Below are 16,106 nucleotides of genomic sequence, written 5' to 3' on the forward strand. Positions count from 1 at the left end.
CAGGGTGCGGAATTCCGTGGATCCGGGCGTACAGTAAAGGGGTCCGGACAGAGAGTGTCCGTGCCATTGCGGCAGCCCCCCGACAAGTGGACAGGCTGCTCCGGGCGGTCAGGCTTGATCCCTGCGCAGCTCGGGCTCCGGCGAAAACCTGACCTGGTCCAGCCATCCGGCGGACCCCTTCGGCTTCGGGGTTTTCCGGACAGTTGGCTCTTTCTTGGGCGACAATCCTCCTGAAGTGGTCTAACTCAGGTGGATGGGGTCTGGTATGCCGCACTTTCCGGTCAACCATCCGGCGCGGCCGCTCTACCGGGTCCTTGCCGGCCTGATCGGCGTCTACATCCTGGTGTTCGGCGTCTGGGGCGTCGCCGAGACGATCGGTGACCCGCTCTTCGCCCGCAACAGCACCTGGGCCCTCGGGCTGCGGACCAACCTGGCCTTCTCGCTCGCCTCGGTGGTCTTTGGAGTCGTCCTGATCATCGGGGCGTCTCGGCGCACCAACCTCGGCCACTACATGAACCTCACGGCCGGCGTGGTGTTCCTGGTGACCAGCATCCTGATGATGTCGGTGCTGCAAACCGGCGCGAACTTCCTCAACTTCTCGATGTCGACGGTGATCGTGTCGATGCTGTTCGGCCTGATCCTGCTCGGCACCGGCCTCTACGACAAGGTCGGTCCACCGGAGCACGCCGAGGCGGAACTGGAGAACCGCAAACACCCGGTGGCCGACGTGCACCGCCGCTGACGGGTGGTCAGTGGCGCCGGGCCGTGATCAACGTCGGCTTCGCCTCCAGGTGCGACAACCCGTTCCAGGCCAGGTTGACGAGGTGCGCCGCCACCGTCTCCTTGCGCGGCTTGCGCACCTCCAGCCACCAGCGGCCGGTCAACGCCACCATGCCCACCAGCGCCTGCGAGTAGAGCTCGGCGAGCTTCGGGTCGTACCCCCGGCTCTTGAACTCGGCGCCCAGGATGTGCTCGACCTGGTGCGCGACGTCGTTCATCACGCTGCTGAAGTTGGCCGTGCCGGACATCAGCGGCGACTCGCGGACCAGCACCCGGAAGCCGCTGGTCTCCTCCTCGATGTAGGTCAGCAGGGCCAGCGCCGCCTGCTCCAGCAGCTCCCGTGGATGCCCGGCGGTCAACGCCGTGGTGATCCGGTCGAGCAGGGCCCGGACCTCCCGGTCCACCACCACCGCGTAGAGCCCTTCCTTGCCACCGAAATGCTCGTATACCACAGGCTTGGAGACCTTCGCGCGTGCCGCCACCTCCTCGATGGAGGTGGCGTCGAAGCCACGCTCGGCGAAGAGTTGGCGGCCGGTCGCGATCAACTGCTCGCGGCGCTGGGCCGCCGACATGCGGACCCGGGAGGTGGGTTTGGTCTTGGGAGCCGGGACCGACGGTGTCACCCGTCGGCCACCGACACTGTCACCATCGGTGACCTCAGGCATGTCGCCGCCTAGCTGGCGCTCGGTGACGCCCTGCCGTGGAATGGTGCCTCCGCTGTGCCCGTTCACGTCGTCGCCTCACTGGCCGGCGGTCGGACCGCCCTGCCGCGCAGTCCGACCGGCCCCGGATCGGGCCTGGCCCCCGTCTGCCGAGCCGTCCGGTCCCCCCGCGTCGCTCGGTCATCCGGCCATCCTGCCAGGCGCCATCCTGGCGCACCGCCCGGTTTTACCGGGGTGCGACAGGCTTCACCAGCTTCGCGGCGAGACGCTCTGGTTTTGGCCAGCGCACCTGCGTCGCCGCGCCGGTCTTCTCGAACAACCAGATCACCCGGGCGGAGATGTCCACCTGGCCGCGCAGCACGCCGTGCCGGGCGCTGGTGGGGTCGGCATGGTGCAGGTTGTGCCAGCTCTCGCCGAACGACAGGATCGCCAGCGGCCAGAAGTTCGACGCGCGGTCGCCCTGGCGCATCGCGAACGGACGCTCGCCGTAGACGTGGCACACCGAGTTGATCGCCCAGGTGACGTGGTGCAGCAGGCCGATCCGGACCAGCCCGGCCCAGAAGAACGCGGTGAGGGCGCCCTGCCAGGACCAGGTCACCAGACCGCCGATAACTGCCGGGCCGAGCAGCGAGATCGCCACAAGCGCCGGAAAGAGCCTGTCGACCCGGCTGATGTCCCGGTCGGCGATGAGGTCCGGTGCGAAACGTTCGCGGTTGGACAGCTCCCGGCGGAACAGCCAGCCCACGTGCGCGTGGAACAGGCCCCGGGTCAGTGCCCAGAAGCTGGTGCCGAAGCGCCACGGGGAGTGCGGGTCACCCTCCAGATCGGAGAACGCGTGGTGGCGTCGGTGGTCGGCGACCCACTGGATGATCTCGCCCTGCACCGCCAACGACCCCGCCACCGCCAGCGTCACCCGCAGCCAGCGCTTGGCCTTGAACGAGCCGTGCGTGAAGTAGCGGTGGAAGCCGACGGTGATGCCGAGCCCGGAGACGACGTACCAGACCAGGCCGATGATCACGTCGCTCCAGCCCAGCCAGCCGCCCCAGGCGACCGGTACGGCTACCAGCAGGGCGACGAAGGGGATCACCACGAAGGCCCAGAGGGCGGCCAGGATGCCGTTGGCCTGACTGCCGTCGGTGAGTGGTTTGGGGCCGCTGACGGGCGGGTTGGGATCGAGCAGGGCGGTGGACATTTGACCTCGCAGGGGGACGGGGGACGGTCACAAAGCTACGCCTACGTCACCGTAACTTACGGCACCGTAGATCGCACGGAGAAGTTTCGAAAAGCCCTCGCACGGCCACCCAAATCCCCAGGTGAGATGCCGTAAACCCACCACCCACCCGCCCACCACCCCACCCGGTGATCATGGAGTTATGCGCGCGTGTCGTCGGCGTGTTGGGCGTTAACTCCATGATCACCGGGGTGCAGGCACGGCAGCACGTGTCTGGAGTCCGGTGCGGGGACGCGGGGGCCTCTTGGTGGCGTCGTGCGGGGCGAGCAAAGCTCTGCTGGCGGGGAGGAGCGGTGGCGTCCGGCGGTCGGGGCGCTAAGGTGTAGCGGCGGGATATCCGTCCCCCGCGCGACGTGCTCGCGTCGCTGATCGGCCGTGGTGTAATTGGCAACACCCGGGTCTTTGGTACCCGTATTTCAGGTTCGAACCCTGGCGGCCGAGCTGCCCACCTACGTCCGTTTTAGGTTCGGTGGGGGTAAGACGGGAAGGTGCCGGGCCTCGCGGTTAGCATGGCCGCGAGAGTGTCCGCCGTCCCGACGGGAGCCACGTCGTGCCCCAGCCCCACCTTCGTACCGTCGTCGTGCTCGCCGCCGGTGAGGGCAAGCGGATGAAGTCGACACTGCCCAAGGTGCTGCACCCCCTGCTCGGTCGGACGCTGCTCGGCCACGTGCTGAGCGCCGCCGCGCCGCTGGCCGCGGACCGGACAGTGGTCGTGGTGGGGCACGGCGCCGACCAGGTCCGGGCGCACCTGTCCGCTGTCGCTCCGGACGCCACACCGGTGCTCCAGGCCGAACAACTCGGGACCGGGCACGCCGTACGGATCGCGCTGGACGCCGTCCCGGAGGGCGCCGGCACGGTTGTGGTGATCAACGGGGACGTGCCGCTGCTGCGCCCGGAGACGGTCGGCGCGCTGGTGACCGCGCACGAGGAGGCGGCCGCGGCGGCCACAGTGCTGGCCGCCGAGGTGCCCGACCCCACCGGGCTCGGGCGGATCGTCCGCGACGCCGACGGCCGGCTGAAGCAGATCGTCGAGGAACGCGACGCCGACACGACGCAGCGCGCGATCCGGGAGATCAACGCCGGCATCTACGCGTTCGACGCGGTGCGGCTGCGTGCGGCGCTGGGCAAGCTCTCCACCGACAACGACCAGGGCGAGGAATACCTCACCGACGTCTTCGGTCTGCTCCGCTCGGCCGGCGAGCCGGTGGCGGTGCATGTCGCCGTCGACCACTCCGAGACGTTGGGCTGCAACGACCGGGTGGAGCTGGCGACGCTGCGCCGGCTGTTGCGCGACCGGGTCAACGAGGCGTGGATGCGCACCGGGGTCAGCCTGCTGGACCCGGTGACCACCTGGATCGACGTGACTGTGGCACTGGACCGCGACGCGGTGATCGACCAGAACACCCAGTTGCGCGGCGGCACTGTCATCGGCGCGGGAGCGCTGGTCGGGCCGGACGTCACGCTCATCGACACGATCGTCGGCCCCGGCGCGTCGGTGATCCGCAGTCACGCCGTCGGCGCGGAGGTCGGTGCGAGTGCCAGCGTCGGTCCGTACGCGTACCTGCGGCCCGACGCCCAGCTGGCCGAGAAGGCCAAGGTCGGCACGTTCGTCGAGGTGAAGAACTCCGAGATCGGCCCGGGTGCGAAGGTGCCGCACCTCAGCTACGTGGGTGACGCGACGATCGGCGCGAAGGCCAACATCGGCGCGGCGACGATCTTCGTCAACTACGACGGCGTGCACAAGCACCGCACGGTCGTGGGGGAGGGCGCGTTCGTCGGGTGCGACACGAGCCTGATCGCGCCGGTCGAGGTGGGTGCCGGGGCGTACGTCGCGGCGGGCAGCGCGATCGGTCAGGACGTGCCGCCGGGCGCGCTCGGGGTGACCCGTGCGCCGCAGCGCAACATCGAGGGCTGGGTGGCGCGCAAGCGGGCCGGAACGATCTCCGCTGCGGCTGCCGAGCGTGCGGTACGCGGTGCCGAGGGTGCGTCGGAGGTGGCCGGTGCCGCAAGCGACAGTGAGGCAATCCACGGGGTGACCGAGACGGTGGGCGGCGCGTCCGGCACGGGAGATACTGCAACCGAATAGTCCCTGACCCACCACCACCGGGTCGGGTACCGCCGACATAACGGGAGCAGACGGGCCCATGGGCAGCATCGTCGCCGAAAACCGCAAAAGCCTGATGCTCTTTTCCGGACGTGGCTTTCCGGAGTTGGCCAAGGAGATCGGTGAGGTGCTCGGCGTCGCGCCGACCCCGGCCGACGCGTACGAGTTCGCCAACGGTGAGATCTTCGTACGTTTCAAGGACTCGGTGCGTGGTTCGGACGCCTTCGTGGTGCAGTCCGTCACGCACGGGGTGAACACCTGGGTCATGGAGACCCTGATCATGGTGGACGCGCTGAAGCGGGGGTCGGCCAAGCGGATCACCGTGGTGCTGCCGTTCTACCCGTACGCGCGGCAGGACAAGAAGCACCGTGGTCGGGAGCCGATCTCGGCCCGCCTGGTGGCGGACCTGTTGAAGACCGCCGGCGCCAACCGCATCCTCACCGTCGACCTGCACACCGCGCAGATCCAGGGCTTCTTCGACGGCCCGGTGGACCACCTCTTCGCGATGGACATCCTGGCCGAGTACGTGGAGCACAAGTACGCCGGCCGGCCGATGACCGTGGTGGCACCGGACTCGGGCCGGGTGCGGGTGGCCGAGCGGTGGACCGACCGGCTGGGCGGTTGCCCGCTCGCGTTCATCCACAAGACCCGTGACCCCATGAAGCCGAACCAGGTCGTGGCGAACCGGGTGGTCGGCGAGGTCGAGGGCCGGGTCTGCCTGATCGTCGACGACATGATCGACACCGGTGGCACGATCGCCAAGGCCGCGGACATCCTCAAGGAGTCGGGGGCGGCGGAGATCGTTGTCGCGTCCACCCACGCGCTGCTGTCCGACCCGGCCACCGAGCGCCTGAAGAACAGCTCGATCAGCGAGGTCGTGGTGACCAACACGCTGCCGCTTCCGCCGGAGAAGCAGTTGGACAAACTGACGGTGTTGTCGATCGCGCCGTTGCTGGCGCGGGCGATCCGGGAGGTCTTCGACGATGGCTCGGTGACCACCCTCTTCGGTGGTCTGAGCTGAGCCGCAGCCCGGTTTCCGCCACCCGCCACGCTGGCGGAGCGGGGCTGGCAGACTGACGGAAACGAGGCCGGCGCGCTGGTGGGAGACCACCGACGCGCCGGTCTGGAGCCGTGAACGGGGACTGCCGGAAACCCGGGAAACAGCTCGGGTAGACTGGTGCGGTTGCCACGGCGAGGGTGCCCGGCGGGCCGCTGATGAAGCGCCGCACGGAGGCACCGTCATCGACGCGGTGCTCCGGGCAGTCGTTCATGACGCATGAGCCCCAGCGAGCCCCTCGCCCCAGCACCGCCAGACGACAAGCCGCCGCAGCGAAAGTATCAGGAGTTTCCCCGTGTCCGAGGTAAAGATCAGCGCCGAGCCCCGCACCGAGTTCGGCAAGGGTGGTGCCCGCCGTACCCGCCGGGCCGGCAAGGTTCCCGCAGTGCTTTACGGTCACGGCGAGAAGCCCAAGCACATCGCGCTGCCGTCGCGGGAGTTCGCCGCGGCGATCCGCAAGGGCGGTGCCAACCAGCTCTTCGCGATCGACATCACCGACGGCACCCAGGTGCTGGCGCTGCCGAAGGCGATCCAGCGTGACCCGATCCGGGACACCTTCGAGCACGTCGACCTGCTCCTGGTTCGCCGGGGCGAGAAGGTCACCGTCGAGGTTCCGGTGCAGCTGACCGGCGAGGCCGCCCGCGACACCCTGATCGTGCACGACCACGACACCCTCTCGGTGACCGCCGACGCCACGAAGGTTCCGGACCACCTCGAGGCGTCGATCGAGGGCCTGGAGGCGGGCAGCCAGGTGACCGCCGGCGACGTCGACCTGCCGTCCGGCGTCGAGCTGGCCGCCGACTCGGACCTGACCGTCGCGTCGGTGACCGCCGCCCCCACCGCCGAGCAGCTCGAGGCGACGCTGCCCGAGGTCGAGGTGGCCACCGACGAGGCCGAGGCCGAGGTCGGCGAGACCACCGAGGGCTCCGAGGGTGCGGACACCGCCGAGGGCGAAGCGACCACCGAGGCGCGCACCGAGGCCTGATCGGTTGCAGCTTTGCGACAGGCGCTCCCGGACGTTCGGGGGCGCCTGTCGGCGTATCTGGTGGGTTGGACGGCGAGAGGGACGGGGTCGTGACGGACGAGGTGGCGGGGCCGTGGCTGGTGGTCGGCCTGGGCAACCCGGGTCGGGAGTACGCCGGTAACCGGCACAACGTCGGGTTCATGGTGGCCGACCTGCTGGCCGGGCGGTTGGGTGCGCGGTTCGGCCGGCACAAGCGCGCGATGGCCGAGGTGGGCGAGGCGCGGCTGGGGTTCGGTGGTCCGAAGCTGGTGCTGGCGAAGCCACTGACGTACATGAACCTCTCCGGCGGGCCGGTGGCGGCGTTGGCGCAGTTCTACAAGGTGCCGGCGGCGCAGGTGATCGCGGTGCACGACGAGTTGGACATCGGGTTCGGTCAGGTCCGGGTCAAGTTCGGCGGCGGCGAGGGCGGGCACAACGGCCTGCGGTCGATGTCGAAGTCGTTGGGTACGAAGGACTACGCCCGGGTCCGGTTCGGCGTCGGCCGACCGCCGGGACGGCAGGACCCGGCGGATTACGTGCTGTCGGATTTCGGCACGGCAGAGCGCAAGGAGCTGGATTTCCTGGTCGACCGGGCTGCCGACGTGGTGGAGTCGGTGATCGTCAAGGGTGTGGAGCCGACGCAGAACCTCTACCACGGGGGCTGAGTCGGGCGGGGCGTACCGGATCGGAAACGGTTGGCCGGTAGTCTGCGCCTTTCGGCGTGCCGCGACCACGACGCGGGTCGCGGCGAATCGGTCCGTGCGGGCACGGGTCGCGGCGAGGCGACGGGAGCGGGCAGATGACCAGTCCTCCGATGATCGACGGCGCGTTCGCCAGATGGTTGGCGTCCCGGGCCGGCCAGGCATTGCTCGACCTGCGCGCCGAGATGGGCTTCGCGGACACCGGCGCGCTGAAGTCGGCCGGGGACAAGGTGTCGCACGACCTGATCCGCACGGAGTTGGCGAAGTGGCGGCCGGGTGACGCGGTGCTCTCCGAGGAGGACGAGGGGTCGCGGTTGGCCTGGGCCGCCGAGGTGAACACCGGGGCGGTGTCGCGGTTGACCTCGGACCGAGTGTGGATCATCGACCCGTTGGACGGCACCCGCGAGTTCTCCGAGGAGGGCCGCTCGGACTGGGCGGTGCACGTGGCGCTCTGGGCGCGTAACGCGCCGAGCCCGCACGGGCTGGTCGCCGGGGCGGTGGGGCTGCCGGCGCAGCACCGGGTGCTGGGCACCGACTACCCGCCGGCGTACCCGCCGATGACCGTGGAGGCCGCGACCGCCGGCGAGCGGAAGATCCGCCTGGCGGCCAGCCGGAGCCGGCCGCCGGTCTTCCTGACCGACCTGGCCGAGGACGTCGGGGCGCACCTGGTGCCGATGGGCTCGGCCGGTGCGAAGATCGCCGCCGTGGTCACCGGCGAGGTGGACGCGTACATTCACGCCGGTGGTCAATACGAGTGGGACTCGGCGGCACCGGTGGCTGTGGCGACGGCCACCGGACTACACGCTTCCCGGATCGATGGTTCTGCGCTGAAATACAACGAGGCGGATCCGCGTCTGCCAGACCTGCTGGTCTGTCGCAAGGATCTCGCCACTCGGTTGCTTGCAGCGTTGCAGAGACATTCCGGGTAGCCTGAGCGCACTTTCTTGACATGTCCGACCGGAAAGGTCTGGAAATCGGATGATCGAGCGAATCGAGCCGGTGTCATGACCACCCCCGCCGCCTACCGGGTCTCCCACCTGGACGCCCTGGAGGCGGAGAGCATCTTCGTGATGCGCGAGGTGGTCGCCGAAATGGAACGCCCGGTGCTGCTCTTCTCCGGTGGCAAGGATTCGATAGTCATGCTGCGGCTGGCGCAGAAGGCGTTCGCTCCGGCCAGCATTCCCTTCCCGGTCATGCACGTCGACACCGGGCACAACTTCCCCGAGGTCCTGGAATACCGCGACCAGCGGGTCGCCGAGCTGGGGTTGCAACTCGTGGTGGCGAGCGTGCCGGAGGCCCTGGCCCGCGGCATGGTCCGGGAGTCCGGCGACGGGATGCGCAACCGCATCCAGACGCCGGTGCTGCTGGACGCGGTGGAGAAACACCGCTTCGACGCGCTGTTCGGCGGGGCCCGCCGCGACGAGGAGAAGGCTCGCGCCAAGGAGCGGGTGTTCAGCTTCCGCGACGAGTTCGGCCAGTGGGATCCGAAGAACCAGCGGCCGGAGCTGTGGTCGCTGTACAACGGCCGGCACCACCCGGGTGAGTCGATCCGCGTCTTCCCGCTGTCCAACTGGACCGAGCTGGATGTCTGGCACTACATCGCCCGGGAACGCATCCCGCTGCCCTCGATCTACTACGCGCACGAGCGCGAGGTGATCGAGCGCGACGGCATGGTCTACGCGGTCAACGAGTTCTTCCGCCCCCGCGCGGGTGAGGAGCGGTTCAAGGCGCAGGTGCGCTACCGCACGGTGGGCGACGCCTCCTGCACCGCCGCGGTCCGTTCCGACGCGGACACCGTGGAGAAGGTCATCGAGGAGGTGGCCGCCACCCGGATCACCGAGCGTGGCGCGACCCGTGGTGACGACCGGGTCAGCGAGGCCGCCATGGAGGACCGCAAGCGGGAGGGCTACTTCTGATGAGCACCGAGATCATGGCCCCGGCCGCCGAGTCGCGGGCGATGGACCTGCTCCGGTTCGCCACCGCGGGCAGCGTGGACGACGGCAAGTCGACACTCATCGGTCGGCTGCTCTACGACACCAAGTCGCTCTTCACCGACCAGTTGGCGGCCGTCGAGGCGGTCAGCGCGGCCCGCGGTGACGAATACACCAACCTGGCGTTGCTCACCGACGGTCTGCGGGCCGAGCGGGAGCAGGGCATCACCATCGACGTGGCGTACCGGTACTTCGCCACTCCCCGGCGCAAGTTCATCATCGCCGACACCCCGGGGCACACCCAGTACACCCGCAACATGGTCACCGGTGCCTCCACCGCCGACCTGGCGCTGATCCTGGTGGACGCCCGCAAGGGCCTGGTCGAGCAGTCCCGCCGGCACGCGTTCCTGTGCTCCCTGCTGCGGGTGCCGCACCTGGTCCTCTGTGTCAACAAGATGGACCTGGTGGACTGGTCGCAGGAGGTCTTCGAACGGATCGCCGACGAGTTCACCGCGTTCGCCGCGAAGCTCGACGCACCGGACCTGACGGTGGTGCCGATCTCGGCGTTGCGCGGTGACAACATCGTCGCCCGCTCGGACAACATGCAGTGGTACGAGGGTCCGTCGCTGCTGCACCACCTGGAGCGGGTGCACATCGCGAGTGACCGCAACCTGGTCGACGTCCGGTTCCCGGTGCAGTACGTGATCCGTCCCCAGTCGACGACCGTCACCGACTACCGCGGCTACGCCGGTCAGGTCGCCTCCGGCGTGCTCAAGCCCGGTGACGAGGTGATGGTGCTGCCGTCCGGCTTCACCAGCCGGATCTCCGCCGTGGAGACCGCCGACGGGCCGGTGCCGGAGGCGTTTCCCCCGATGTCGGTGACGGTACGACTGACCGACGAGATCGACATCTCCCGGGGTGACCTGATCTGCCGGCCGAACAACGCACCGGCGGTGGCGCAGGACATCGAGGCAATGGTCTGCTGGATGGACGAGACGGCCCCGCTGCGGGTCGGCGGTCGGTACGCGATCAAACACACCACCCGTTCGGCGCGGGCGATAGTGCGCGGGCTGCACTACCGGTTGGACATCAACTCGCTGCACCGCGACGAGTCGGCCGACGAACTGCGGCTCAACGAGATCGGCCGGGTGCGGCTGCGGACGACGGTGCCGCTGTTGGCCGACGAGTACCGCCGCAACCGCACCACCGGAGGTTTCGTCATCATCGACGAGACCACCAACCGCACAGTCGGCGCCGCCATGATCGTCGAAGCAAGCTGACCGGAGCCCGACTCGCCGCTGCTGGCCGCGAGCGGTCGCCGGCTGCCAGCCGCGGCAAGATCGCGCTCGATCCATGAAGTAGTGGCCTCACCCACTGGGTGAGGCCACTACTTCCATTTTCGAGCACGATCATCGACCCACGGTTACGGCAGGCGGGTGGCGCTGTTCGAGCACGATCATCGACCCACGGGTCAGCCCTAGGGCAGGCGGGTGGCGCCGGGGGAGGGGAGGACCGTCAGGGTGCCGGGGGCGGTGAAGCCTCGTTCGGCGTACGCGGCGGTCACGGCTGCGGCCACCTCGTCGGCGCGGTCGGCGTCGATCAGGGCCAGGACGCAGCCGCCGAAGCCGCCACCGGTCATCCGGGCACCGAGCGCGCCGGCCGCCAACGCCGCCTCGACCGCCGTGTCGATCTCCGGCACGGTGATCTCGAAGTCGTCGCGCATGGAGACGTGTGACGCGGTGAGCAGGGGGCCGATGTCGCGGACCCGGGCCGCGCGCAGCAGCGCCACCGTGTCCAGGACGCGTTGGTCCTCGGTGACGACATGGCGGACCCGTCGCCGGGTCTCCTCGTCGTCGAGTTGGGCCAGCGCGGTGTCGAGGTGGTCGACGCTCACGTCCCGCAGCGCGGCGACGCCGAGCGCGGCGGCTCCGGCCTCGCAGGAACGGCGGCGGGCAGCGTACTCACCGTCGGCGTGCCGGTGCGGCGCCCGGCTGTCGATGACGAGCACCGCCAGGCCGGCGGCGTCCAGGTCGAAGGGGATCTGCTCGACCGACTCGTCGCGGCAGTCCAAAAAGAGGGCGTGCCCGGCCTGGCAGCGGATCGAGGCCGACTGGTCCATGATCCCGGTCGGAGCGCCGACGTAGACGTTCTCGGCCCGCTGCGCCAGCCGGGGCTGCGACTCCGCGGGCAGCTCCAGCCCACCGAGGTCGAGCAGGGCGGCCAGCACTGCCGACTCCAGCGCGGCCGAGGAGGAGAGCCCGGCGCCCAGCGGCACGTCGGAGGCGATCGCCATCCGCGCGCCCGGAACCGGATGACCGGCCTCGCGCAGTGCCCAGACCACCCCGGCGACGTACGCGCCCCAGCCGGTCACCCGACCCGCCTCGGCGACGTCGTCCGCCCCGAAGGTGACCGTCTCGTCGGACAGCTCGGACCAGACCGTCCACTGCTCCGCGTCCTGCCGGTCGGCGGCGACGACGGTCTGCAACGGCAGCGCGAAGGGCAGCACGAACCCCTCGTTGTAGTCGGTGTGCTCGCCGATCAGATTGACCCGGCCGGGAGCCGCCCAGCGGCCGGCTGCCTGGCCGCCGTACCGCGTGGTGAAGCCGGCGGTGGCCCGGTCGGCCACGGCACGCGTGGGGTCGGTCACGGCTGCTGCTCCAGGATGTGTGCGCGGTAGAAGGCCCAGGCATCGCCGACCATGTCGTGCAGCGTCGGCTTCTGCGGCACCCAGCCCAGTTCGTCGCGGGCCAGCGCGGAGGAGGCGACCAGCTCGGCCGGGTCGCCCTCGCGGCGCGGGGCCACCTCGACGGGCAGGTGGTGCCCGGTGACCTCGCGGACCACGTCGGCGACCTGGCGGTTGGTGAAGCCGTTGCCGTTGCCCAGGTTGTAGATCCGGTGTTGGCCGCCGGTGGCCGCGTCCAGCGCCAGCAGGTGCGCGCGGGCCAGGTCGGCCACGTGGATGTAGTCCCGGACGCAGGTGCCGTCCACTGTGGGGTAGTCGTCGCCGAAGAGCTGGAGCTTCTCCCGCCGGCCGGCGGCGACCTCCAGCGCGATCGGGATCAGGTGCGTCTCCGGGTCGTGCCGTTCGCCGAGCGCGATGTCGCCGTCGAGGTGGGCACCGGCGACGTTGAAGTAGCGCAGCGACACGGCGGCCAGCCCGTGCGCGATCGTCTCGGAGGTGAGCGCCATGTCGACGGCGAGCTTGGTGGCGCCGTACGTGTTGGTGGGCGCCTTGACGGCGGTCTCCGGAATCGGCAGCTCGGTGGGGTTGCCGTAGACGGCGGCGGTGGAGGAGAAGACCATTCGCGGCACACCGGCGACCCGGACCGCGTCGATCAGGGCAAGGGTGCCGACTGTGTTGTTCTGCCAGTACAGCTCGGGTTTGACCATCGACTCGCCGGCGGCGATCAGGGCGGCGAAGTGCAGCACCCCGTCGAACCCGGCGTCGCGGGTGAGGACGCGGGCGGCGTCGTGGATGGACGCCTCGACGTGGGTCGCGTCCGGGGCGAGCGCCTCGCGGTGCCCGGTGCGCAGGTCGTCCAGGACGACCACCTGGTGACCCGCGTCGAGGAGCATCCGGGTCACCACGCTGCCGATGAAGCCGGCGCCCCCGGTGACGAGCAGTTTCACGTCGTTGCCTCCTGCCTGGCCCGCCCGGGACGTGGCCTTCGCTGATCACCCTAAGGTGGCGGCCGGCACTCTGGCCGACGGCACCGCCATCCTCATTCCATCATAATCTTTCATGATTAAACAGAGCCGAACATGCACGCCTCCTCCGCGCGATCCTCGGGTGCGGTGAGCCAACGGTGTCTACCATCTCTGTCATGCGGGAAGTGGCCCGTACCGGGCTCCGGCGACGCGTGCGGGTGCGACCCCGTCGCGACCCCGGGCCGCTCGCCCGGGCCGTCGCCCGGATGCTGGTCCGCACCGCCGACGGCGCCTCCCGACTCGTCACCGACCTGCTCGGAGCCGGGCCGGCGGCCGGCCGGGAGCACATCACCGAGGCCGAGTTGCGGGACCTCGTCGCGGCGAACACGGTGCTCGACCCGGACGAACGGCGGATCATCGACGAGGTCCTGGTGGCCGGCGCCAGCCTGATCCGCGAGGTGATGATGCCGCGCACCGAGGTCGTCTTCCTCCCGGCGCGGCTCACCATCACCGAGGCCGCCCGGCTGGTGCGCGCCGAGACGCACACCCGCTACCCGGTCACCGACGGCACCCACGACGACGTGGTCGGCTTCGTCCACCTCCGGGACGTGCTGCTGCGCCCGGACACCGATCCGTGTGTCACAGTCGGCGAGCTGGCCCGGGAGGTGAAGCGACTGCCCGGGAGCAAACGGGTGCTACCCGCGCTCACCGAGATGCGCCGGGAGGGCCAGCACCTGGCGGTGGTGGTCGACGAGTACGGCGGCACCGCCGGCATCGTCACGCTGGAGGACCTCATCGAGGAGCTGATCGGCGAGATCCGCGACGAGTACGACGCCACTCCGGACCCGGTGCACGCAGGCCTGCCGGCCGTGGTGGACGGTCGCCTCAACCTCGCCGACTTCGCCGAGCGGACCGGGGTGGCACTGCCCGCCGGGCCGTACGAGACGGTCGGTGGGTTCGTGATGGCGGCGCTGGGTCGGCTTCCGGTGACCGGCGACGAGGTGCCGGTGCCCGCCGAACCGGCCGACGGTGTCGGGCCGGATCCGGCTGAGCCGGCGGGCGGCTGGCTGCTGCGGGTCCTCGACCTGGACGGCCGTCGGGTGGCCCGGCTCGCGGTCTCCGCCCTGCGGGTGCCGGAGCAGCGCCGCGAGCAGGAATATGAGCAGCGCCGCGAGCACGACGGCGGGTCGCAGCGGCAGACGGCGGGCCGGGCCGACGCGCCGGGTCGGCCCGGGCGCACCACCCGAGGTCAAGACCCCGACGACGGCGGGCCGCAACCGACCCGCCGGCCCGTCATGACGGACCCGCCCGCTTGCTGACAGAATTATCGCCATGTCCGACGTTCCCGCCCGTCCCCGCGTCTTCTCCGGCATCCAGCCGACGGCCGACTCTTTCCACCTCGGCAACTATCTGGGCGCGGTGCGGCACTGGGTGGCGCTACAGGAGACCCACGACGCGTTCTACTGCGTTGTCGACCTGCACGCCATCACCGCTGGGCACGACCCGGCACTGCTGCGGCAGCGGACGCGGGTGGCCGCCGCCCAGCTCTTCGCGGTCGGGCTCGACCCGGAGCGCAGCACCCTGTTCGTGCAGTCGCAGGTGCCCGAGCACCCGCAGCTGGCCTGGGTGCTCGGCTGCATCACCGGCTTCGGCGAGGCCAGCCGGATGACCCAGTTCAAGGACAAGTCGCAGAAGCAGGGCAACGAGCGGGCCAGCGTCGGGCTGTTCACCTACCCGGTCCTCCAGGCCGCCGACATCCTGCTCTACCAGGCCAACGCGGTGCCCGTCGGTGAGGACCAGCGCCAGCACCTGGAGCTCTCCCGGGATCTGGCCCAGCGGTTCAACTCGCTGTTCGGCCCGACGTTCACGGTGCCCGCGCCGCACATCGTCAAGGACACCGCGAAGATCACCGACCTTCAGGACCCGACGGCGAAGATGTCCAAGTCGTCGTCCTCGCCGGCCGGCATCATCGACCTGTTGGAAGATCCGGCCCGATCCGCGAAGAAGATCCGGTCGGCGGTGACGGACACCGGTCGGGAGATCGTCTTCGATGCCGAGACGAAGCCGGGTGTGTCGAATCTGCTGACCATCCACTCGGCGCTCAGCGGTCGCGGCATCGACGAGTTGGTGGCCGCGTTCGCGGGCCGTGGCTACGGCGACCTGAAGAAGGAGTTGGCCGAGGTGGTGGCGGACTTCGTCCGTCCGGTCCAGGAGCGCACCCGCGCGTACCTCGACGACCCGGCGCAGTTGGACAAGCTGCTCGCCTCCGGCGCGGAGAAGGCCCGCGCGGTGGCCGCGGCGACCCTGCGTTCCACGTACGAGCGGGTCGGGTTCTTCCCGCCCGTGCGCGGCGAGTAGCGCCGCGGGACAGGTGGACGGGTCGGTGGTCGGAGGGGCGGCGCGAAGCGTGGATCGCAGTGGCGGGGTGCCGCCGAACGGCGACACCATCCAGGTCGGCATCGCGGTGGACATTCCCGAGCCCTGGGGTGCCCAGCTCACCCGACGGCGGATCGAGGCCGGTGACCCGCTCGCCGTGCCCGCGCACGTGACGTTGCTCGGGCCCACCGAGATCCCGACGGCCAGTCTGCCCGCCGTCGAGCGGCACCTGGCCGCCGTCGCCGCCGCGCATCTGCCGTTCGCGCTGCACCTGCGGGGCACCGGCACGTTCCGGCCGGTCACCCAGGTGGTGTTCGTCGCGGTGGCCGCCGGCATCAGCGAGTGTGAGTTGCTGGCCGCCGCCATCACCGCCACGCCGGACCTACACCGCAAGGCCCGCTTCCCGTACCATCCGCACGTCACCGTGGCGCAGGACGTGGCTCCGGAGGCCCTGGACAAGGTGTACGAGGATCTGGCCGACTTCTCCGCGATGTTCGAGGTCGACGCGTTCACCCTCTTCTCGCACAGCGGGGAGGCCCGGTGGCAGCCGCGTCGGGACTTCCGCCTCGGCGACTGACCCGTCGGCGACGCGCCGGCAGGTGAGCATCGGGAG

Annotated in this window: 14 protein-coding genes, 1 tRNA gene and 1 pseudogene; 12 read left to right on the top strand and 4 right to left on the bottom strand. The window is 70.2% G+C overall.

Annotated elements, in window-relative coordinates:
- Nucleotides 1–265: 265 nt before the first annotated feature.
- Nucleotides 266–742 carry a DUF4383 domain-containing protein gene (locus tag AB0A95_RS32610; RefSeq protein ID WP_357559586.1) on the top strand — a complete coding sequence of 159 codons (477 nt, stop codon included), beginning with the start codon at nt 266–268 and terminating at the stop codon, nt 740–742.
- A gap of 7 nt (nt 743–749) precedes the next feature.
- Here the strand turns inward: AB0A95_RS32610 and AB0A95_RS32615 are convergent, their stop codons facing one another.
- Nucleotides 750–1,445, bottom strand: coding sequence for a TetR/AcrR family transcriptional regulator (locus AB0A95_RS32615; RefSeq protein ID WP_357559587.1), 696 nt, complete (start codon nt 1,443–1,445; stop codon nt 750–752).
- Between the two features lie 223 nt (nt 1,446–1,668).
- Nucleotides 1,669–2,634 carry an acyl-CoA desaturase gene (locus tag AB0A95_RS32620; RefSeq protein WP_357559589.1) on the bottom strand — a complete coding sequence of 322 codons (966 nt, stop codon included), beginning with the start codon at nt 2,632–2,634 and terminating at the stop codon, nt 1,669–1,671.
- A gap of 408 nt (nt 2,635–3,042) precedes the next feature.
- Here AB0A95_RS32620 and AB0A95_RS32625 point away from each other — a divergent pair.
- From AB0A95_RS32625 to AB0A95_RS32660, 8 genes are all read left to right on the top strand, one after another.
- A tRNA-Gln gene (locus tag AB0A95_RS32625) sits at nt 3,043–3,114 on the top strand.
- A gap of 109 nt (nt 3,115–3,223) precedes the next feature.
- Nucleotides 3,224–4,759, top strand: a complete 1,536-nt coding sequence (gene glmU, locus AB0A95_RS32630; protein WP_357559590.1) for a bifunctional UDP-N-acetylglucosamine diphosphorylase/glucosamine-1-phosphate N-acetyltransferase GlmU — start codon at nt 3,224–3,226, stop codon at nt 4,757–4,759.
- Nucleotides 4,760–4,817: 58 nt separating this feature from the next.
- Complete coding sequence (locus AB0A95_RS32635) at nt 4,818–5,798, top strand: ribose-phosphate diphosphokinase (RefSeq protein WP_357075649.1); 981 nt, start codon at nt 4,818–4,820, stop codon at nt 5,796–5,798.
- A 331-nt stretch (nt 5,799–6,129) separates the two neighbouring features.
- Nucleotides 6,130–6,819 (top strand): 50S ribosomal protein L25/general stress protein Ctc, encoded by a 690-nt coding sequence (locus AB0A95_RS32640; protein WP_357559591.1) that lies wholly within the window; start codon nt 6,130–6,132, stop codon nt 6,817–6,819.
- 89 nt (nt 6,820–6,908) lie between these two features.
- Nucleotides 6,909–7,502, top strand: coding sequence for an aminoacyl-tRNA hydrolase (pth, locus tag AB0A95_RS32645; protein WP_357559593.1), 594 nt, complete (start codon nt 6,909–6,911; stop codon nt 7,500–7,502).
- A gap of 134 nt (nt 7,503–7,636) precedes the next feature.
- Complete coding sequence (locus tag AB0A95_RS32650; RefSeq protein ID WP_357075640.1) at nt 7,637–8,467, top strand: inositol monophosphatase family protein; 831 nt, start codon at nt 7,637–7,639, stop codon at nt 8,465–8,467.
- Nucleotides 8,468–8,542: 75 nt separating this feature from the next.
- Nucleotides 8,543–9,454, top strand: a complete 912-nt coding sequence (gene cysD / locus AB0A95_RS32655; RefSeq protein ID WP_357559594.1) for a sulfate adenylyltransferase subunit CysD — start codon at nt 8,543–8,545, stop codon at nt 9,452–9,454.
- Complete coding sequence (locus AB0A95_RS32660) at nt 9,454–10,749, top strand: GTP-binding protein (RefSeq protein WP_357559595.1); 1,296 nt, start codon at nt 9,454–9,456, stop codon at nt 10,747–10,749. The genes cysD and AB0A95_RS32660 overlap by 1 nt, the downstream gene beginning before the upstream one ends.
- Before the next feature lie 197 nt (nt 10,750–10,946).
- Here AB0A95_RS32660 and galK read toward each other — a convergent pair whose 3' ends face one another.
- Both galK and galE read right to left on the bottom strand, forming a co-directional pair.
- Nucleotides 10,947–12,116, bottom strand: a complete 1,170-nt coding sequence (gene galK / locus AB0A95_RS32665; RefSeq protein WP_357559596.1) for a galactokinase — start codon at nt 12,114–12,116, stop codon at nt 10,947–10,949.
- Nucleotides 12,113–13,099, bottom strand: coding sequence for a UDP-glucose 4-epimerase GalE (gene galE / locus AB0A95_RS32670; protein ID WP_357559597.1), 987 nt, complete (start codon nt 13,097–13,099; stop codon nt 12,113–12,115). Before galE ends, galK begins: the two co-directional genes overlap by 4 nt.
- Before the next feature lie 194 nt (nt 13,100–13,293).
- On the opposite strand from galE, the pseudogene AB0A95_RS32675 reads away from it, so the two are divergent.
- The 3 genes and pseudogenes from AB0A95_RS32675 to AB0A95_RS32685 all read left to right on the top strand — a co-directional run.
- Nucleotides 13,294–14,268: pseudogene (locus AB0A95_RS32675) on the top strand (hemolysin family protein); the annotation flags it as partial.
- A gap of 181 nt (nt 14,269–14,449) precedes the next feature.
- Nucleotides 14,450–15,475 carry a tryptophan--tRNA ligase gene (gene trpS / locus AB0A95_RS32680; protein WP_357521204.1) on the top strand — a complete coding sequence of 342 codons (1,026 nt, stop codon included), beginning with the start codon at nt 14,450–14,452 and terminating at the stop codon, nt 15,473–15,475.
- Between the two features lie 25 nt (nt 15,476–15,500).
- Nucleotides 15,501–16,070 (top strand): 2'-5' RNA ligase family protein, encoded by a 570-nt coding sequence (locus AB0A95_RS32685; protein WP_357559600.1) that lies wholly within the window; start codon nt 15,501–15,503, stop codon nt 16,068–16,070.
- Nucleotides 16,071–16,106: the final 36 nt, after the last annotated feature.

It is taken from the genome of Micromonospora sp. NPDC049230, assembly GCF_040647875.1.
In the GTDB taxonomy this organism is placed as follows: Bacteria; Actinomycetota; Actinomycetes; order Mycobacteriales; family Micromonosporaceae; genus Micromonospora.